Origin of the sequence: Arsenophonus endosymbiont of Aleurodicus floccissimus, from assembly GCF_900343025.1 — a bacterium.
GTDB lineage: Bacteria > Pseudomonadota > Gammaproteobacteria > Enterobacterales > Enterobacteriaceae > Arsenophonus.
This window is the reverse complement of the sequence record NZ_OUND01000001.1, coordinates 69,414-90,935: the sequence shown is the minus strand read 5'-3', so window position 1 is coordinate 90,935 and position 21,522 is coordinate 69,414. Positions and strand designations below refer to the sequence as shown.

At 37.0% G+C, this 21,522-nt stretch carries 10 protein-coding genes and 8 pseudogenes; 9 read left to right on the top strand and 9 right to left on the bottom strand.

Annotation, left to right across the window (positions count from 1 at the left end; translation table 11 throughout):
- Nucleotide 1: 1 nt before the first annotated feature.
- The 5 genes and pseudogenes from sucA to sdhC form a co-directional block, all read right to left on the bottom strand.
- A pseudogene (gene sucA, locus ARADI_RS00465) lies at nt 2-2,828 on the bottom strand (2-oxoglutarate dehydrogenase E1 component).
- A gap of 283 nt (nt 2,829-3,111) precedes the next feature.
- Entirely contained in the window at nt 3,112-3,828 is a 717-nt protein-coding gene (locus ARADI_RS00460; RefSeq protein ID WP_119710802.1) for a succinate dehydrogenase iron-sulfur subunit, read from the bottom strand.
- Between the two features lie 36 nt (nt 3,829-3,864).
- The gene (gene sdhA, locus ARADI_RS00455) at nt 3,865-5,631 is read right to left on the bottom strand and encodes a succinate dehydrogenase flavoprotein subunit (RefSeq protein WP_119710801.1); all 1,767 of its coding nucleotides are present in this window, start codon (nt 5,629-5,631) and stop codon (nt 3,865-3,867) included.
- Nucleotides 5,632-5,976 carry a succinate dehydrogenase, hydrophobic membrane anchor protein gene (sdhD, locus tag ARADI_RS00450; protein ID WP_119710800.1) on the bottom strand — a complete coding sequence of 115 codons (345 nt, stop codon included), beginning with the start codon at nt 5,974-5,976 and terminating at the stop codon, nt 5,632-5,634. It abuts the gene before it with no gap.
- Entirely contained in the window at nt 5,970-6,362 is a 393-nt protein-coding gene (sdhC, locus tag ARADI_RS00445; protein WP_147392325.1) for a succinate dehydrogenase cytochrome b556 subunit, read from the bottom strand. Before sdhC ends, sdhD begins: the two co-directional genes overlap by 7 nt.
- 560 nt (nt 6,363-6,922) lie before the next feature.
- Here sdhC and ARADI_RS00440 point away from each other — a divergent pair.
- The gene (locus ARADI_RS00440; RefSeq protein ID WP_119710799.1) at nt 6,923-8,218 is read left to right on the top strand and encodes a citrate synthase; all 1,296 of its coding nucleotides are present in this window, start codon (nt 6,923-6,925) and stop codon (nt 8,216-8,218) included.
- Between the two features lie 140 nt (nt 8,219-8,358).
- Here the strand turns inward: ARADI_RS00440 and ARADI_RS00435 are convergent.
- Together ARADI_RS00435 and ARADI_RS19260 are read right to left on the bottom strand one after the other, a co-directional pair.
- Nucleotides 8,359-9,106, bottom strand: a pseudogene (locus ARADI_RS00435) (Nif3-like dinuclear metal center hexameric protein).
- 134 nt (nt 9,107-9,240) lie between these two features.
- Nucleotides 9,241-9,444: pseudogene (locus ARADI_RS19260) on the bottom strand (YbfA family protein).
- A 334-nt stretch (nt 9,445-9,778) separates the two neighbouring features.
- Here ARADI_RS19260 and kdpF point away from each other — a divergent pair.
- The 8 genes and pseudogenes from kdpF (at nt 9,779) to ARADI_RS00380 (ending at nt 20,070) form a co-directional block, all read left to right on the top strand.
- Nucleotides 9,779-9,868, top strand: a complete 90-nt coding sequence (kdpF, locus tag ARADI_RS20385) for a K(+)-transporting ATPase subunit F (RefSeq protein ID WP_074167953.1) — start codon at nt 9,779-9,781, stop codon at nt 9,866-9,868.
- Nucleotides 9,869-11,546: pseudogene (gene kdpA / locus ARADI_RS00415) on the top strand (potassium-transporting ATPase subunit KdpA).
- A gap of 175 nt (nt 11,547-11,721) precedes the next feature.
- A pseudogene (gene kdpB / locus ARADI_RS00410) lies at nt 11,722-13,615 on the top strand (potassium-transporting ATPase subunit KdpB).
- Nucleotides 13,616-13,628: 13 nt separating this feature from the next.
- A pseudogene (kdpC, locus tag ARADI_RS00405) lies at nt 13,629-14,224 on the top strand (potassium-transporting ATPase subunit KdpC).
- 9 nt (nt 14,225-14,233) lie between these two features.
- A pseudogene (gene kdpD, locus ARADI_RS00400) lies at nt 14,234-16,952 on the top strand (two-component system sensor histidine kinase KdpD).
- Entirely contained in the window at nt 16,924-17,556 is a 633-nt protein-coding gene (kdpE, locus tag ARADI_RS00395) for a two-component system response regulator KdpE (RefSeq protein ID WP_119710797.1), read from the top strand. The pseudogene kdpD and the gene kdpE overlap by 29 nt, the downstream one beginning before the upstream one ends.
- Nucleotides 17,557-18,127: 571 nt before the next feature.
- A pseudogene (locus ARADI_RS20375) lies at nt 18,128-18,721 on the top strand (CDP-diacylglycerol diphosphatase).
- Nucleotides 18,722-19,851: 1,130 nt separating this feature from the next.
- Nucleotides 19,852-20,070 carry a hypothetical protein gene (locus tag ARADI_RS00380; protein ID WP_119710794.1) on the top strand — a complete coding sequence of 73 codons (219 nt, stop codon included), beginning with the start codon at nt 19,852-19,854 and terminating at the stop codon, nt 20,068-20,070.
- A 431-nt stretch (nt 20,071-20,501) separates the two neighbouring features.
- Here ARADI_RS00380 and ARADI_RS00370 read toward each other — a convergent pair whose 3' ends face one another.
- Nucleotides 20,502-21,074, bottom strand: coding sequence for a LuxR C-terminal-related transcriptional regulator (locus ARADI_RS00370; RefSeq protein WP_369406901.1), 573 nt, complete (start codon nt 21,072-21,074; stop codon nt 20,502-20,504).
- 156 nt (nt 21,075-21,230) lie between these two features.
- Nucleotides 21,231-21,353, bottom strand: coding sequence for a hypothetical protein (locus tag ARADI_RS19255; RefSeq protein WP_255420575.1), 123 nt, complete (start codon nt 21,351-21,353; stop codon nt 21,231-21,233).
- Nucleotides 21,354-21,522 lie beyond the last annotated feature (169 nt).

Below are 21,522 nucleotides of genomic sequence, written 5' to 3'. Positions count from 1 at the left end.
TCTATCCTTTTAATTTATTTATTTTTAGTGCATCATCAACCAATGCTTTTTGCTGTTCTTGATGAATAGAGGCGTAGCCTACGGCTGGTGAAGCAAATGCGGGGCGTCCCGCATAACTTAATAATGAACCTTTTGGAATTGCTTCCCAAATATTGTGCTGACTACAGTACCATGCCCCCTGATTGAGAGGTTCCTCTTGACACCAGACAAAATCGCGAACATGCGCATAAGGCTTGAGCGTAGTTTCTAAATCTTTATGGGGAAATGGATATAATTGTTCAATACGAACGATAACGATATTTTTTTGTTTGTTTTTACGACGTTGTTCAAGTAGATCATAATAAACTTTACCGGAACATAAAACGACACGTTTGACCTCTTTCGCATCTATTGGATCAATTTCATTAATTATCGGCTGGAATTCACCATTTGCTAACTCTTCCAAACTAGAAACCGCAAGAGGATGACGCAGTAATGATTTGGGTGACATAACAATCAATGGACGTCGCATATTACGAAGTATCTGGCGACGGAGCATATGATAAACCTGAGCTGGAGTAGACGGAACACAGACTTGCATATTTTGTTCCGCACATAATTGTAAATAACGCTCTAAACGGGCTGAAGAGTGCTCTGGGCCTTGTCCTTCATAACCATGGGGTAACAGCATCACTAATCCGCACAGACGCCCCCATTTCTGTTCACCAGAACTAATAAACTGATCGATAACCACTTGCGCCACATTAGCAAAATCACCAAACTGAGCTTCCCAAATAGTCAAAACCCGTGGCTCGGCTGATGCATAACCATATTCAAAAGCAAGTACCGCTTCTTCAGACAAAACGGAATCCCAGCCAGACGTCAAATATTCCTTGATTTTCACGTATATTAGCCAGAGGGACGTAAACTGAACCATTAGTTTGATTATGAATAACCGCATGACGATGAAAAAAAGTACCTCGGCCGGCATCTTCACCTGATAAACGAACTTGTATCCCTTCATCAACTAATGTTGCATAAGCCAAAGTTTCTGCTGCTCCCCAATCAAGCAATTTTTTACCGTTCGCCATTGCCAGACGATCACTGTAAATTTTTTCAACCCGAGGCTGCATGACAATCTCCACCGGAATAGTACTTAAACGTTTTGCTAAGTCTTGTAGTCGTTTCTTTTTAACTTTAGCGGAGTAAGCATCATTCCATTCATGATTTAAATAAGGTTTCCAAACCGAATAGTCAGTTCCCATTGGACGCCATTCATCAACGACACAATCACCGTGATCTAGCTTATCACGGTAAAGATTAACCATTTCTGTTACTTCGTCGCTAGTAACTGTCTTTTCTGATATCAATTTATCCGCATAGATTTTACGCGGTGTAGCGTGTTTTTTAATTTTTTGATACATAATTGGCTGGGTAGCACTCGGCTCATCCGCCTCATTATGACCATGGCGACGATAACAAACTAAATCAATGACCACATCACGTTTAAATTTATTGCGAAAATCTAATGCCAGTCGAGTAACAAAAGCAACCGCTTCCGGATCATCGGCATTAATATGAAAAATAGGTGCTTGCACCATTTTCATAATATCAGTGCAATATTGTGTTGAACGTCCATCTTTAGGATTGGATGTGGTAAAACCTATCTGATTATTAACCACGATCCGTACTGTACCGCCAACCTCATAACCACGAGTCTGAGACATGTTCAGCATTTCCTGAACGACTCCCTGGCCTGTTACCGCTGCATCACCATGGATAGTAATAGGCAGTACCATATTACTACGACTTTCATCTAAACGATCACGACGAGCACGGACAGAGCCGATGACTACCGGACTAACTATTTCTAAATGTGATGGATTAAAAGCCAAGGCTAAATGAACCAAAGCACCTTCTGTTTTAAAATCAGAAGAAAAGCCCTGATGATATTTAACATCACCAGTCCCTAAATGATCTTTATGCTTACCTGCAAATTCATCAAACAGCTCTTTTGGTTGCTTACCTAAAATGTTAACTAAAACATTTAATCGCCCACGGTGCGCCATTCCCAATACGACTTCACACGTATCCTGTTGACCTGCATAACGGATCAAATCTTTTAACATGGGAATGAGCGAATCACCCCCTTCTAGGGAAAAACGTTTTGCACCAGGAAATTTTGCCCCAAGATAGCGCTCTAATCCTTCAGCAGCAGTTAATTCTGATAAGAAGCGAATCTTTTCTTGTGTGCTAAATTGTTGACTAACCGGCGTTGCCAGTTCTAGGCGCTGTTGGATCCAACGTTTATCTTCAGTATTAGTAATATGCATGTATTCGGCACCAATTGAAGCGCAATAAATACGCTTCAGTAAATTATACAGCTCACTTAATTTCATTGTTTCCTGGCCAATTGCAAAAGAACCAACATTGAACGTTTTTTCAAAATCAGCATCTGTTAAATCATGAAATGCAGGATCTAAATCAGGTACAGTTTCTTGTTTCCAAAGCTCTAATGGATCAAGGTTTGCATTTTGATGTCCTCTAAAACGAAATGCGTTTATTAATTGAAGGACTTTAACTTGCTTCGCATCCAAAGACGGATCACTAACCGAAGTTTGATAACGTGTAGAATCTTTCGCCAATGAACAAAAATATTCACGTGTTTGAGAATGGGAGTATTCACCGTTAGAGCTTGCACCTGGTAATTTATTAAAAAAGTCTCGCCAGTCTGCATTAACGGAATTAGGGTCAATTAAGTAGTTTTCATAAAGCTGTTCGATATAAGACTGATTTGCACCAGCTAGAAAACTTGAATCTAGCCAGTCCTTCATTACGCCGTTGTGCATTGTGATCCCTTAAGGTTATAGGCTTTAGTTTTCGTCGTAGTTAACAGTACCGCTTTTTATATAAACGGTTTCAATAAAGATTCTTTAAACGTGTTCTATGCACGATTATTAATCAAGGAGCGCTTAATTAAATTCCCCTTATTTATAAGAACCTTTAAAAACCGCAACCGGTTTTTAAAGGTTCTTTCTGTAATTTACCACATAAAATAAATATCAATTTTAAATAATAGCTTTCCATTTTTTATTTCCCGTAACATTTCGATTACGGGAATTTTTGCCAAAACTATGCACTACGTTTTAATAACATTGATTTAATATGCCCAATAGCTTTAGTTGGATTTAAACCTTTTGGACAAACACTGACACAATTCATAATGCTATGACAGCGAAATACACTAAAAGCGTCATTTAAATTATCTAATCTGTTATCGGTTTCGGTATCCCGACTATCGATTAAAAAACGATAAGCAGCTAATAAACCGGCAGGACCAATAAATTTATCCGGATTCCACCAAAATGATGGACATGAGGTTGAGCAGCAAGCACAAAGAATACACTCATATAAGCCATCCAATTTTTCTCGTTGTGCAGGAGTCTGTAAATACTCACGAGCTGGTGAATTCTTGCCATCATTGATAAGGTAAGGCCGAATTTTTTCATATTGAGTATAAAATTGAGCCATATCAACAATTAAATCTCGAACAACCGGTAAGCCTGGTAATGGGCGCACAACAACCTTTTTTTTATCACGACACAAAGCTGACAATGGAGTAATACAGGCCAAGCCATTTTTACCATTCATATTTAATCCATCAGAACCACAAACCCCTTCACGACAAGAACGACGAAATGCTAAAGTAGGATCTTTTTCTTTTAGTTGGATTAAAGCATCCAGCAACATCATGTCACGCTCTTTAGCGATCTCCAAACTGTAGTCTTGCATACGTGGCATATTATAGACGTCTGGATTGTAACGATAAATGGAAAATTCAATTTTCATAATCTACTTTCTCCGCAACACTATTAACGCCACGCATTAATAAGTACGTATTTTAGGTGGGAAGGGATCACGTAACTCGGGTTGCATATTGACTGCTCGGCGAGTCATAGTTCCAGACTGTGGTAAATATAGCGTATGACATAACCAATTTGTATCATCACGATCAGGGTGGTCAAAACGACTATGTGCTCCCCGACTTTCGGTACGAAAATTTGCCGCCTCTGCCATTGCAAACGCTGTTTCTACCAAATTATCCAACTCTAAACATTCAATGCGTTGGGTATTAAATTCGCGTGAAGTATCATCCAAACGGGCATTTTTCAAACGCTCACGAATTACCTTTAATTCTTCTAAGCCCTTAGCCATCGCATCGCCTTCACGAAAAACGGAAAAATTATGTTGCATACAGGCTTGTAATGCTTTGCGAATTTCTACCGGATCTTCACCGCTTTGTGTATTATCCCAGCGATTTAAACGCGTTAAGGCCGCATCAATATCAGATTCACTGGTATCACGCATTGAACCTTGTTCCAGTAAAGATTCTTTCAGATGTAAGCCGGCAGAACGCCCGAATACTACTAAATCAAGCAATGAATTTCCGCCCAAACGGTTTGCGCCATGAACGGAAACACAAGCTATTTCACCAACAGCAAATAATCCCGGGATCACAACATCTTCACCTTTTTCGTTAATCATCAATGCCTGTCCGGTGACTTTAGTTGGGATCCCACCCATCATATAATGACAAGTAGGGATAACAGGAATCGGTTCTTTAACCGGATCAACATGAGCAAAAGTCCTGGATAATTCAAGAATACCTGGTAATCGTGATTCCAACACTTCTTTACCTAAATGATCCAGTTTTAATTTAACATGTGGTCCCCAGGGGCCATCACATCCCCTTCCTTCACGGATCTCTATCATAATTGAGCGAGCAACAACATCTCGGCCAGCCAAATCTTTTGCATTAGGCGCATAACGCTCCATAAAGCGCTCTCCATCTTTATTAAGTAAATAGCCGCCCTCTCCCCGACATCCCTCTGTCACTAATACACCCGCACCAGCAATTCCAGTTGGATGAAATTGCCACATTTCCATATCCTGCAATGGCACACCTGCCCTGACGGCCATGCCAACACCGTCACCGGTATTAATATGGGCATTAGTTGTTGATTGATAAATTCTTCCTGCTCCACCTGTCGCAAGAATAGTGGCTTTAGCTTTAAAGTAAACAACCTCACCGGATTCCATACATAATACGGTACAACCGACTATGTCACCATCCTGATTTTTAACTAAGTCAATTGAATACCATTCGGAGAAAATCGTGGTATGGTTTTTTAAATTCTGTTGATAAAGAGTATGCAAAAGGGCATGCCCAGTTCTATCCGCCGCCGCCGCAGTGCGAGCGGCTTGTTCACCACCAAAATTTTTTGACTGGCCACCAAATGGACGTTGATAAATACGACCGTCGTCTAAACGTGAAAATGGTAACCCCATATGCTCAAGTTCTAGTATGGCCTCAGGTCCGTTTTTGCACATGTATTCGATGGCATTTTGATCACCTATATAATCAGAGCCCTTGACAGTATCATACATATGCCATTGCCAATTATCTTCATGCGTATTACCTAACGCAACGGTGATCCCGCCCTGAGCAGATACAGTGTGTGAACGAGGCGGGAAAACTTTAGAAACTAATGCACATGACAAACCTAACTGAGAAATTTGCAATGCAGCTCGCATCCCAGCGCCACCAGCACCAATAACAACGGCATCAAACTCTCTTACTGGTAATTTCATTTACGCTCCCCACACTACTATTGTTCCATAAATTAAATAAGTCATTAATATAACAATAAAAAATAGTTGTAATGATAATCGCAAGGCAATTGACTTAACATAATCGGTTAATACTTGGCATAAACCTATCCAGGCATGTATTAATATGGAAATGAGCGTTAAAATAGTAAAAATTTTTGTTATTGGAAAAGCAAAAAAAGTCCGCCAAACAATATAATTTAAATCAGTTGTGACTATAAAACTAACAATATAAAACGTATAAAGAGCGATAATAATGGCAGACGCTCGAAGTAGCAGCCAATCTTGTGTGCCAGTGCGGCCTAATGTTGATGCATTAACTACCATACAAAAACCCCCGCTAAGATCGACAAAATAGCGGTAATAATAAACGCAACTATCGCTGAAATACGTCCCACAGACAAACTCTCATCAATAAAACCAAAATCCATTAGCATATGACGAATACCGCCACAAATATGATATATCAGTGCAGTCAAAACACCCCAAATAATGAATTTTATAAAAAAGCTACCCATAATTTCAGTAGCATATTGAAAACCTTCCAGTGAAGAAAGCGATAATCCCAGCAGCCATAACAAAATACCGACCGCAATAAAGGTAATAACGCCAGAGACACGATGTAAAATCGAAGCTATTGCAGTAATCTGAAAATGAATTGTCTGCAATTGAAGATTAATAGGTCTTTGTTTTTTCAAAATTTTTGCCCACACAGCTCTTTATTGTTTTCCTACCTCCGGACCTGGAGCAGAAATCAAACAGCGATCGTGATAACAAAGTTGTTACTCATTAACGCTGGGTACTCCTGCCACAAGGTAATCCGGAGACCTCATTTGCAGTATATGACCTTCACATGCCCATTACAATTACAACACATTATGTTTGGAGAGATTTAGCTTGAACAGTGAGTGTGATCACGATTTAAACATCGGTCATTAAATTGATAATGTAATTTGACAAGAAACAAACATTTATCTTACATATGATTAAGTTGAATTAATTAGTGATTATCGCCACACAAAAGAAGAAATTATGTAAAATAAACATGCTAGATTGTTATCTATAAAAAACCTAATGTTATTGTTGGTATAATTTAAAATATATAAGGAACAAAATAGATTATGAATTGTTAATAAAAAATTTTATTAGATAAAAACTTCGTTAAAAACATGATTCAAGCCTTTTAATAAATGAAATATCATGCAATTTCTAAGCGTTTTATCATGCTTTAATGGTTGTCGGAAATTACCTTTTAGCGCTAAGGAGACCCGTAATGGCAGGCAAAGAAAAAAAGACTATAAAATTAGTCGATAAAGATGCAGAAAAAATTGAGCTTGAAGTACTAACCCCTACACTTGGGATCGATGTAATGGATGTCCGAGGATTAGACTCTAAAGGTTATTTTACCTACGATCCTGGCTTTACCTCAACCGCATCCTGCGAGTCTAAAATTACCTATATAGATGGAGATAAAGGTATTCTTTTGCACCGCGGATATTCTATTGATCAATTGGCTACCAATTCTACTTATTTAGAAGTTTGTTATATACTACTTTACGGTGAAAAACCTTCACAAAACGACTATGACAACTTTAAAAAAATTGTCACCGAACATACAATGATCCACGATCAAATTACTCGGCTTTTGCAAGGTTTCCGTCGTGATTCTCATCCAATGGCAATCCTTTGTGGTATAACCGGCGCACTAGCGGCTTTCTATCACGACTCATTGGATGTGAATAATCCGCGTCATCGTGAAATAGCTGCATTTAGGTTACTATCAAAAATGCCTACCGTTGCAGCAATGTGTTATAAATACTCTATTGGTCAACCTTTTATTTACCCACAAAATTCCCTCTCTTATTCTGCGAATTTCCTTCATATGATGTTTGCTACACCTTGTGAAAAATATCGGGTTAATCCAATCATCGAACGGGCCACGGATCGTATTTTTATTCTGCATGCTGATCATGAACAAAATGCATCAACTTCAACAGTAAGAACAGCTGGTTCTTCTGGCGCTAATCCATTTGCTTGTATTGCTGCGGGAATCGCCTCTCTTTGGGGGCCGGCTCACGGTGGTGCCAATGAAGCCTGTTTACGCATGCTAGAAGAGATTGAAACTGTCGAAAATATTCCTAAATTTATCAAACGGGCAAAAAACAAAGATGATCCCTTTCGTTTAATGGGGTTTGGCCATCGGGTTTATAAAAATTATGATCCCCGCGCAACTGTTATGAAACAGACCTGCGATGAAGTACTTAAAGAACTTAAATTAAATGATAATATATTAGAAGTCGCCAAGCAATTAGAACATATTGCCCTAAATGACCCCTATTTTATTGAGAAAAAACTTTATCCCAATGTGGATTTCTATTCTGGCATCATTTTAAAAGCAATAGGGATCCCAACAACCATGTTTACGGTTATTTTTGCTATTGCTCGTACAATTGGTTGGATTGCTCACTGGAACGAAATGCATGATGAAGAATTAAAAATAGCACGTCCCCGTCAATTATATACCGGCTATAAACAAAGAGATTTTCATAGCGATTTAACCAAAAAATAGTTAATTATTATTGATAAATAAACTGTGTCTTACTATTTTATTTTGCATAAACAATCATCATATAGAATACAAGACACAGTTTAGTGATAACCCTTTGTTTTAATACTTTTTAGCTGGCTTGGTGTTTATCTTTACAAAAATTAGGCAGGATTGACTATATCGATAAAAGTCACCTCAAATCCATAATCTTTTTGCAGCCATTCACCTAACATTTTAATGCCAAATCACTCCGTTGCATGATGACCTTCGCCATAAAAATGGATCCCCATTTCTCTGGCAATATGGATCGTTTGCTCAGAAACTTCACCCGTCACAAAAGCATCAACACCTGCCTCTGCTGCTTGTTGAATAAAATTTTGTCCGCCCCCTGTACACCAGTCAATAGTACTGATCTCTTTTGGGCCATTATCACCACAATACAAGGGTTGTCGAACTAACTTATTGGTTAAACGCGACATTAAATCATCAGCCGTTATCGGTTGAGCAAAACTACCCATTGGCAATAAAGGCGAAATAAGCTTTTCAAACCGAACCACCATGATATTCGCCAACTGCACGTTATTACCTAAAATGGGCTGGGCATCAATGAGCAAATGATAACCATAAAGGTTAATATCATTACAAAGCAATGTTTTTAATCGATTACGCTTCATATTAAGAATAATGGTGGCCTCATTTTTCCAAAAATAACCATGATGAACAATAATCGCATCTGCAGCTAATTTTACCGCTTCATCAAGTAACGCTTGCGATGCAGTCACACCACACCGGTCATGATTTTTTTACCTCTGAGCGCCCTTCCACCTGAAGTGCATTGGGCACATAGTCTTGATATTCATAAATATTCAAGTGCGTATTGATTAGTTGTTCTAATTCAATATTATGCATTACTTACCTATCCTATTTGTAAAACTAATTTATTTTATTAGATATTAAACTTAAAAATATGATTCACAGCGGCTTAAAACAAAAACGCCTTATCACAACAAGTAATAGGACGTTTTATTTTTTTAATCAATTAATTACTTCATCGATTCGGTATCTTCATCGCTAGCCAGCCAAACAGGTTTATCACTAGTCTTTAGCCACATACGATGTAGCTAACTATAAAAGCAGCTACGATCATGTCGAAAAATCATGATATGAAAAGCCACAATGCCTAATAATACAACACCAACACGACGCAAGAGAACTTGATGACAAGGGTATTGTCGATACTCAGACATAAAGACCCGCCTTATAATGAATGAAAATTTTATCTAATAAATACCGGTATTACTACTCATCAGACCACTTTTTTACTGTTTTTTTCAGCACTTTTCTTTATATCGTGATTTATTTGCTTATTAAACAATAAAAAAGCAGCCATTATTACAACAAATAAACATTATATTAACTATAGTTTATTTATTGTAACAAAAAATAGCGATCATAGTAATAACAGACAAACTATTATATTGGTATTTTTATACTATTTTTACACTATGTGTAGACTTTTTATCAGATTCTTTGGATTGAAAGACTTAAGCTCAGTACATTAAAATCATCAGGAGACAAACTGTGTCCATCTTTTCTATCACAGGGATCATTCTAATTGGAATATTATTTCTCTATTTGATTTATGCGCTTATTCATGCGGAGGATTTTTAAATGGTAAGTAGTGCTTTATTAATTGCCAGTTTTTTAATTCTCCTACTTGTTATAGCTAAATTTGTAGGAAATTATATCGCTTTATTGATTGAAAGTGATTTACCGATTTAGGTTTTTAAAATAGAATCCGGCTTATGGAGTTGCTGTCGATTGCGCAAACCTGGCGGTGAAATAGATGAAATGAATTGGCGACAATACATTACTGCTGCGCTGCTGCTGTTTAACGTTATTGGTGGCGTATTTCTCTTTCTGCTATTAATCAATCAATACAATCTACCGCTCAATCCACAAAAATTTGTCAATCTAAATTGGGATCTTGCACTTAATACCGCAATTAGTTTTATCACCAATACTAATTGGCAATCCTATAGTGGAGAACACACCTTAAGTTATTTTAGTCAAATGACGGGGTTAACGGTACAGAATTTCTTATCTGCCGCTACCGGTATTGCAGTAGCTTTTGCGCTGATCCGCGCCTTTGCACACCAAGGTGTAAAAACGCTGGGCAATGCCTGGATAGCGATTGCTCGTATTACACTCTATCTTTTACTACCGCTGGCGATTATTTTTGCCTTATTTTTTGTCAGCCAAGGTGTGTTACAAAATTTTTCGCCATATACGCCATATATAGTAGTAGAAACATTACAAAATCAAAACCAAATTATCCCAATGGGACCCCTCACTTCACAAGAAGCAATCAAATTATTAGATACTAATGGCGGTGGATTTTTTGCCACCAATTCAGCACACCCTTTCGAAAATCCTACCGCGTTAACCAATTTTAGCCAAATGATTGCCATTCTTTTAATCCCCACTGCACTCTGTTTTACATTTGGCCGCGTAGTCGGTGATAGTCGGCAAGGTACAGCATTAATTTGGATAATGGGGATCATTTTCACTCTTGCTATCGCTATCGTTGTTTACGTAGAAATGCAGGGTAACCCACAATTGATGCTTTCAGATGCTAAGAGTAATATTAATCTGGAAGGTAAAGAAAGTCGCTTTGGGATTTTAAATTCGGCACTCTATGCTGTCATCACAACAGCAACCTCCTGCAGTGCGGTAAAAACGCCATGCATGATTCTTTTACTGCATTAGGAGGGGTGATACCAATGTGGCTCATACAACTTGGTGAGGTGGTATTTGGTGGCGTAGGTTCCCGGGTTATATGGCATACTACTATTTGTTATGCTAGCGGTTTTCCTGGCTGGTTTTAATGATAGGTCGAGCGCCTGAATATCTGAGGGAAAAAATCGAAATTCAGGAAATGGAGTTAACCGCTATCGCTATTTTAATCACCCCCTACTTTAACATTGCTAGGAACAACACTGGCGCTCGCGGCTTTAGTGAAGTTCTTTATGCGTTTTCCTCAGCTGCGAATAATAATGGTAGCGCTTTTGCAGGATTAAATAGCAATAACCTATTTTATAATATTACGCTAAGTATTGTTATGTTTGTCGGTCGTTTTGGCTTAATCACTGCAATAATGGCTATTGCGGGTATTATGGTAGGGAAACAGCGCCGGCCTGAAAGCTTTGCCACATTACCCACTTATGGTCCACTCTATATTGGCTTGTTAATACTAACTGTTTTCGTTATTGGTGCACTCACTTTTGTGCCTGCACCGGCACTAGGGCCAATTGCTAAAGATTTACAACTTTGGCATTCCGCTCAATAAAGGAATATAAATGAACAAAAATATCAGCCTATTGTTTGATAGTAAATTGATCCACCAAGCATTATTTGACGCTATAAAAAAATGTGCTCCGCAAATTCAGTGGCACAATCCAGTTATGTTTATCGTTTATCTCGGTAGTATATTGACGACATTAATCTGGTTTTATTAATTATTCATGCCATCAGTTGATAATAATGCGCTATTTACCGGCATAATTGCGGTTTGGTTATGGTTTACCGTTCTATTTGCTAATTTTGCCGAAGCACTGGCCGAAGGACGCAGTAAAGCACAAGCAGCTAGCCTTAAAGGTGTTAAAAAATAAAGTATTACTACTCGTTTAGCCAGTGCCGATTATCAGGCAGCAAAAGAGAAAATTAACTCTGATCAAATAAGAAAAGGCGATATCGTACTGGTTGAAGCGGGCGAAATTATTCCTTGCGATGGTGAAGTACTTGAAGGCAGTGCTTCCGTTGATGAGAGCGCCATTACCGGTGAATTAGCTCCTGTTATTAGGGAGTCTCTGGCGGTGATTTTTCTTCAGTAACGGGAGGAACGCGGGTACTATCTGATTGGTTAATTATCCAATGTACGGTCAATCCTGGTGAAACTTTTCTTGATCGCATGATCTCGATGGTTGAAGGTGCACAATGACGCAAAACACCTAATGAAATCGCCTTAATCATACTATTAACTACATTAACGATTATTTTTCTATTAATCTGTTCAATACTCTATCCTTTCAGTTTATTTAGCGCTGAAATCAATGGTAGTGGTAGTCCAATTTCTATTGTGGTACCGATTGCGTTATTAGTTTGTTTGATCCCGACTACGATCGGCGGATTACTCTCTTCAATTGGCGTTGCCGGTATGAGCCGAATGTTAGCCGCAAATGTGATAGCAACTAGTGGATGCGCTGTAGAAGCTGCCGGTGATGTCGATGTCTTATTGCTCGATAAAACAGGTACTATTACGTCAAGCGTCTAAATTCTTACCCATTAAAGGTGTTTCAGAGCAACAACTGGCTGATACTGCCCAACTATCGTCACTGGCTGATGAGACACCAGAAGGACGTAGCATTGTTATCTTAGCTAAGCAATTGTTTAATTTACGTGAACGTGATCTACAGGCATTAAATGCTACTTTTGTTCCCTTTTCTGCCATGACACGTATGAGTGGCGTTAATGTGGGTGATCGTGTGATCAAAAAAGGCTCGGCCGATTCTATTCGTCGTTATTTGGAAACCAGTCATGCCAGAGTCCCAGCTGAAACAGAAAAATTAGTCGAAGAAGTTGCACGTAAAGGGGAAACACCATTAGTTGTTGTTGAGAATCAACAAATTCTTGGTATTGTCGCCTTAAAAGATATTATAAAAGGAGGCATCAAAGAACGTTTTGCTGAAATGCGTCGGATGGGAATTAAAATCGTGATGATCACCGGTGATAACCATTTGACGGCTGCAGCCATTGCCGCTGAGGCCGGCGTTGATGATTTTCTGGCCGAGGCAACCCATGAAGCTAAACTGGCATTGATCCGCCAATATCAGGCAGATGGGAGCCTGGTTGCTATGACAGGTGATGGTACTAATGGATGCGCCAGCATTGGCATAAACCGACGTTGCTGTTGCCATGAATTCTGGTACTCAAGCAGCAAAAGAAGCCGGTAATACGGTCGATCTTAACTCAAATCCGACTAAGCTTATCGAAGTCGTTCACGTTGGTAAGCAGATGTTGATAACCAGAGGCTCTCTTTCAACCTTTAGTATTGCTAATGATATTGCCAAATATTTTGCCATTATTTCCACTGCTTTTTCAGTGACCTATCCTCAGCTTAATATATTAAATATCATGCAATTACACTCGCCCTCTTCAGCGATCCTGTCAGCAATTATTTTTAATGCATTAATTATTGTTACCCTGATCCCATTAGCGCTAAAAGGCGTTAGTTACCATCCGATGAGTGCAATAGCATTATTACGCCGTAATTTATGGATTTATGGATTAAGTGGTTTAGTTATACCATTTATTGGTATCAAGCTGATCGATCTACTGCTTAGCCTGTTTATGTCCTAATAAGGTATTGAATATGAATGTGTTACGTTCTTCATTTGTGTTATTTATTTTTCTAACTATCACAACCGGAATTGTTTATCCATTATTTATTACTGGTTTATCAAATGCTTTCTTTAATTATCAAGCTAAAGACTCATTGCTCGAAAAGAATAACCACACTATCGGTGTTCGGCACTGATCGGCCAATCGACTACTGATGTTAAATATTTTCATGGGCGGCCATCAGCAACGCCTGACAGCCCTTATAATGGATTAGCCTCGAGTGGCAGTAACTTAGCGGTCAATAATCCCGAATTGCACAAACAGTTTGCTGTTCGTGCTCAACAAATTAAAATTTTCAATAATCAAAATAACGTGGCTGTTCCTGTCGATCTGATAACGGCTTCAGCCAGTGGATTAGATCCTTATCTTTCACCAAGTGTAGCATATTATCAAGCAGTTAGAATTGCTAAAGGGCGCCGACTCACTTTACATAAAATTAGACACTTAATTGCCGATAACACTGAACGACCTTTTTTTAGTTTCTTAGGTGAACCTGTCATTAATGTGCTTAAACTTAATATAGCTCTTGATGTGCTTGAACAATCTGAGAATGCAAAAATACAATAAGGTTGATAGATGGAGAGCCAGGAACCTAAACGCCCTACCCCCGAAGATTTATTGAGTATTGCCAATGAAAAAATTCGCTGCAACTTAAAGATCTTCTTCGACGCCTACGCTCGAGTAGGAAAAACCTATGCAATGCTACAAGAAGCCCAACGGCTTCGCTCTCAAGGGCTTAATGTTGTCATTCTTGTGGTAGAAACGCACAATCGATCAGAAACTGCTGCGCTATTGGAAGGTTTGCCACAACTGCCAGCAAAACGGATCCGCTACCACGGACGTAAAATTAATACCTTTGATATTGACGGCGCTTTAGCACGTCACCCGGCCATTATTTTAATGGATGAATTAGCTTTTAGTAACCCCCATGGCAGTCTTCATCCTAAACGCTGGCAAGACGTTGAAGAGTTATTAAATGCCGGTATTGATGTTTTAACCACCATCAACGTACAATACTTAGAGAGTTTAAACGATATTATCGTCAGTATTACCGGTATTCGCGTACGTGAAACGGTACCTGATCATGTTTTTGACCAAGCCAGTGAAATTGTTTTAGTCGATTTACCACCTGACAACCTACGCCAACGGTTCAATGAAGGAAAAGTCTATATTGCCGGACAAGCAATTGAACATTTCTTTCGCAAAGGCAACTTAATTGCCCTAAGAGAGTTATCACTAAGGCGTACCGTCAATCGTGTCGATAATCAAATGCGTGAGTATCGCGATACCCAAGGTTACTTTCAAGTTTGGCATACTCACGATAATTTATTAGTTTGCATTCGTCACAACATAGGAAATGAAGAATTGGTTAGATCGGCAGCCAGATTAGCCGCTAAGCTAGGTTGTAGTTGGCATGCCGTGTATGTAGAAATCCCTAAATTACATGCTATAGCAGAAGAGAAACGACGCGCTATTCTCAAAGCACTAAAATTGGCGCAAGATTTAGGCGCAGAAACCTCAACCCTGGCTGTTGCAAATGAAGAAAAAGCTATTTTATATTATGCTCGCGAGCATAATTTGGGTAAAATTATTATTGGCTGTAAGCAAAATAAAACGTGGAGACTACTAAACTGTAAAATTCGCCCTGATTTTGCTGAACGCTTAGGCAAGTTAGGGCCTGATTGAGATCTGATTATCATTGCACTGGATGAAAGTACCTCATGGGAAAAGAGACTGAACGCCGGCCGCTAAGTGACAAATGGCGAGGAAATATCCAGGGTTATCTGTTCGCCGCTCTGTTATGTATTACCATCACCTTATTTTCTAATCGCTTTTTGCTTAATTTTGATCAGGCTAATGTTGTCACTGTTTATGTATTAGCGGTTGTTATTATCGCTCTGCTGTATGGCCGAAATCCTTCTATCTTTGCTGCATTTATTAATGTTATCGGTTTCGATCTATTTATTGTCCAGCCCCATTTTTCCTTTGTTGTTTTTGATATGCAATATTTGATAACCTTAATTGTCATGGTGGTTGTTGGTCTTTTAGTAGGTAATCTCGCTGCTGGTATGCGCTATCAAGCTAAAGTCGCTCGTTATCGTGAACAACGGACGCGCCATCTTTATGAAATGACCAAAGAGCTAAGCCGAGCTCTGAATGAAATTGATATTGCAAAAACAGGTTATCACTTCTTTTCCAATGCCTTTAAAGCAAAAGTCAGTCTGTTGCTACCCAATGATCATCAACAACTGGTTCCGCTTAAACTGGCTGACTATGGTCAAGTACAAATTGATCAAGCAATTGCATTATGGAGCTTTGATAAAAATCAACCAGCGGGGGTGCCGGAACAGATACATTACCTAGTGTGCCTTATCAATTACAACCCATTGCGACTTCAAAAGAAACTTTAACCATATTAGCTATCGAACCACAAAATTTGCATCAATTATTGATCCCGGAACAACAACGACTGCTACAAACTTTTACTGGCTTAATTGCCAATGCATTTGAACGATTACAACTTGCTAGACAAGCAGAATCTGCCAAACTGGATGCTGAACGCGAACAACTGGGAAACTCTCTATTGGCAGCACTTTCTCATGATTTGCGAACCCCACTCACGGTAATATTTGGCCAAACAGAAATATTGATATTGGAATTAAGTGCTGAACATTCACCTCATACCGAAAAGGTTAACCAAATACGTCAGCAAATCCTAAGCACCTCAAGATTAGTCAATAATCTGCTAGATATGGCGCGGATCCAGTCCGGTGGCATTATACCAACTCTTACCTGGGAGTCATTACAAGAAATTATCGGTAGCGCATTACGTTATCTCGAATATGCATTAAAAAGCCACCCAACTAAAATTAATGTTCCTGCTGAGCTATTACTTTATTGCGATGCCAATTTACTCGAACGTGTGATCATGAATTTACTGGAAAACGCAATTAAATACTCAGCTAAAAACTCTCCTATATTGGCATTGATGCCTATCCTCAAGGTAAATATGTCCATATTGAAATTTGGGATAAAGGTATCGGCATACCGGAAGGACAGGAAGAACTTATTTTTGATAAATTTTCTCGAGCTAAAAAAGAATCTTCCATTCCTAGTGTGGGTTTAGGCCTGGCCATTTGCCAAGCGATTATTGAGCTACATAATGGCGAAATTTGGGCGGAAAATAACAAAAAAAAGTGGAGCAACTTTCCACTTTGTTTTACCTTTAAAAGAAGTTCCTACTATAGAAGAGGAATTGAAACGGAGTGATCCAGCACAATATTTTAATCATTGAAGACGAAAAAGAGATACGACGATTTGTCAAACTGACATTAGAAGATGAAAATTTTCGTGTATATGAAGCAGAAATCTATCAGCGGGGACTTATCGAATCAGCGACTCGTAAGCCGGATTTGTTGATCCTCGATCTTGGTTTACCTGATGGTGACGGTATTGATTTGATCCGTGACTTACGCCAATGGAGCCATATTCCGGTATTAGTATTGTCGGCACGGGCAGATGAAACAGATAAAGTTATGGCGCTGGATGCCGGTGCAGATGATTATTTAACCAAACCATTTGGCATCAGTGAACTACTGGCCAGAGTGAGAGTTTCCCTACGCCGCTATGCACGTAAAAATCAGTTAGACACAGTATTTCGTTTTGGTGATATTAGTGTTGATTTAATCAATCGACGAGTAACGAAAAATCAGCAAGAACTTCACCTTACGCCAATTGAGTTTCGTTTGCTCAGTGAATTTATCGCTAATAGCGGCAAAGTGTTAACTCAATGTCATCTACTACGACAAATATGGATTCCTAACTATGTTGAACATAATCATTACTTACATATTTATATGGGACATTTAAGGCAAAAATTGGAAGACGATCCAACTTAACCAGTACACCTACTGACTAAAACTGGAATTGGCTACCGTTTTATGCCTTAATAAAAACCAATTTTATCTTTATTATGATAATGCACTTATATTTTGCATTATCACTGTTTTATCAATATTTAACCCAACAAATCTATTATGTGACCTTTATAGATTAACAACCTTCCGACCCTATAGGGCAAAGGAGTGTCAAAGGGATATTAATATAGAACCTAACCAATCCGCTCTTATTTCGGATAATTAATTTAGGTTAGAATCAAATAAAGCAATTCTGGGAATTAAAATTTACCGGACTCGGGAAATTTTATTATAAGAAATGAAAACCTTGTCAATGTTATATAAACATCAGTTTGTACTATAGAATCAATAAATAAATCCGCTGAACCCCTTTTATGTTTTAGCGACTAAAATTCAGCGCCATCCTTAACTACTCAATATTATTGTTACAGAAAATTTACTTTTCCATTGTTTCACCAATACTATTTAAGTTATATAATTTAGACACGAGTATAACTATAAATAAGGGATTATTTAAAAAACGAATTATTCAAAATGTTTATTCTTTTCACTTGTGGTATTAATACTCACTAAAAATACAGCACATGCTGCCAGAAATTTTTTATGGCATAAAATAAATGAAAATTGTGTACCAGAATACATTAATAAAGACAATTATCAACCATGCAGCCTAGTTGATATCAATGAAAAAATCGCGATATACAAAGTTGATAAATATCAATATCTTTTATTACCAACTGATAAAGTAACGGGTATTGAAGATAATAAATTACAAAAAAACAATTCACCAAATTATATTTATAGCGCATAGCTTGCAAAAACATTTTTGATAGAACGACTTGGTAAGCAGATTAAGGAACGTTTTATTTCATTAACATTAAACGCCAAAAATTCTCATAGTCAGGACCAGCTTCATATTCATATATCATGCTTATCTAATTCTGCAAATAAAATCATATCAAAAATACCAGTGAGAGAAATAAATATAAACTGGTCTAAAAAACAGATAACAATACCACCTTATTCTTTTTATTACAGAAAAATAAGTCTAAATGAATTAATGAATAGCAATCTATTTAAATCTGTAGCAGAGAAAGTTAAAAAAATAACAAGGCAAATTAGTACATACAGGAGTTGGGCTGATTAATAGATATTCAGACACCTTCATTATTTTAGCGGGGATAGGAAAAAACTCCAAAGGAGTATCTGCTGAACGGATTCAGGATCATGAATGTGAGCTTGCAGAGCAATAACATAGAATCAATAGTTATAATTATATGAACCAAGGAAATATATTTTTTATATATCTAGCAATTTTTATTGAGAATAACTTCCTTGTATTAATTTTTTATTATTAACGCGAAATAAGAGCTCAAATTTAAACTGACAGTTTTCTATTCATATAATTTAATTAAACATACCCCATTAATAACGCAATATAATCTCATTATTAATGAGTTAAATGACAAAAGGTAAAAATACTAGCTCTCCCGCTGAAATCAGGCATTGATAGCTAAACCTTACCGGTTTGTTATACCTCATTTATTTAAGAATCATGTTGGTATACTCGACACTAGTCCCTCTGATATGCTAGCTGTTTTCATCATCGGTAGGCATTATTAATGCATGAACTATTTCATAATATTTTAAAAAAATAATATGGAAAACTTCAATTTGACATGACTAAGATATCAACTGACAAGTTGATTAAACACACTGGGATCTCAAATAGTGAGCAAAATGAGATCGCTGTAACTGTACCAATCGTTTTGATTGCTCGGTGTTCGAGCTATTTATTGGGGAAATAAAAAAGAGGCACCAGCGTTTATTTTTTAGTAATAAATTATTTATGTAATATATTTTTGTACCAATGGATATAACGTTTTTTTTGTTAAAAAATTATTATTGACTAATAAAATAAAAAATTGAATTTAACATCGTTATTTTTCGGTATTTTAAATCCATTTCTGAAAATAAATTTAAATGTTAATCAAGAAGAAAATAAACAAAATTAAATATAAAATAAATTAATATAAAAATCATGTCCCAGTACCAAAATAGTTTTTATTGATATATATATATATTTATTTAAGTTAAATATATTTAACTTATCTAAATGATCTTATCAACTATTATTATATATTAACATTTCTATTTTATTTAGAATAATTTATTTTATTTTTATTTTCATTATTGTTCTTTTTTAATCTCATTATTATTTAAATAATAATAAAATAAGATCGCTTTTTTATTATATTTTAATGATGAGGAACAATAATGAAATATAGACACGCAAAAAATACTGATTTAGAAAATGTCAATGATATTCTAGCGACGGCCTTTTCTGAAAAACCGGTACACAAGCTTATGTTTCCAGATCGTGACCGTGATAGTCTTATTGATGTATTACGGAATTTTTTTCGTATATACGTTAACCTTGCAAGCAAATATGGCGGTATACTTATTACAGAAAATGAGGCTGGCGCTTTAGTTTAGTCTATTTCCGACCTGAATCTATGCCAATGCCAAAAGAAGAACTCACTCAAATTGATAACCAGTTACGCAAAATCTGTGGATCAGACTATTCAAAAGCCGTAGCGTTTATAGACGGACTTGAGCAATATCATCCACATAACTTTCGTCATTACTATATATCTCTTCTTGCGGTAAAACTTTCGTTCAGAGGTAAAGGCTTAGTTGATGATTTATTCAGCGAATTGAATACTATTCTCGATAAAGAAAACTTACCCTGTTACGCTGAATGCATAAGGTTTAGTACACGAACCTTAATTAGACGATGAAGGTATATTGATGCTAGTTCGCCGATAAGTATTAATGGTTTCCCTAAATTATATCAGATTATGCGTTATCCTCAGGTTAGATTTACTTTTTATCCGTTGGACGAGAAATAAGCTTAAGTTTTACACTTAAGCTGATGGCATGTTTGGCATTAATAACTCCAAGCTTTTTACAACATTTCCAATATGAAATTTTACAGTATAAGTACTTATATTAAGTATGGTGCCTATTTCTGAATAGGTTTTTCCAATACTGCACCAGTATAGTACTTCTGATTCACGGGGTGAAAATATAATCTTTTCGGTTGTATTTTCATCCTTATAAAGTGAAATCAACATTTCATGGGTATGAATTAAGAGTCCTTGAAGCTCATATTTATTACTATTAATAAAAAAATCAATATCCTTTATTAAAAATTTATCTATATAGAGAGATAGTATGGCTAAGTTATTAAGGTGATCATGCAAAACAAAAGCATGCCGGATAATATTAAGCGTTTTGATTGGTTCAAAGACTTTTTTAACTAGAAATATGGAATTAATTTTAATATTTTCATCCCAAGAAAAAGGCGAAACCTGATTTAATGCTTTAATAATGACCGGATCAATATCTTGAATTTTTTTATTAAGATAGTTATTGACAAGATCATCAGATAAATCACTAATAATTATCATATCATCTGTATTTTTTTTATTCATCACAGTGTAGACGTAGTTTACCTTGTCATATTTCGCTAATTGTTTATCCAGATGCTGCTTGATGTAATTATTTTTTTCTCTATTCGAAAAAAATTTTTAGGCATTAAATTTGTTCCTATTGTAAGTGATGATGATATTTTCTTAAAATTCCTTAATGATTTATGAGATCTCTGACTTAGACTGATAGACGCTGTTAGCTAAAAATTCCTGCTCATGATCGGTTTTGGTAAAATCAATTTTTTCCCCTTGACTAACGTAACGGTAAGGGGAAATTTCTTGCAAAGAAGTTTACTAAAAACCATTTTACCACATCACTGTTAATGTAATTTATTGTCATACTAATCGGAATTGATTTATAAAAATAGCTTTTTCGATGAACAAGGGGTGTTTTGTGGCATGTTAGGCTTAATTTCCCGCGCCCTATCTTTTGAATAAGCATTCAATTCAATTT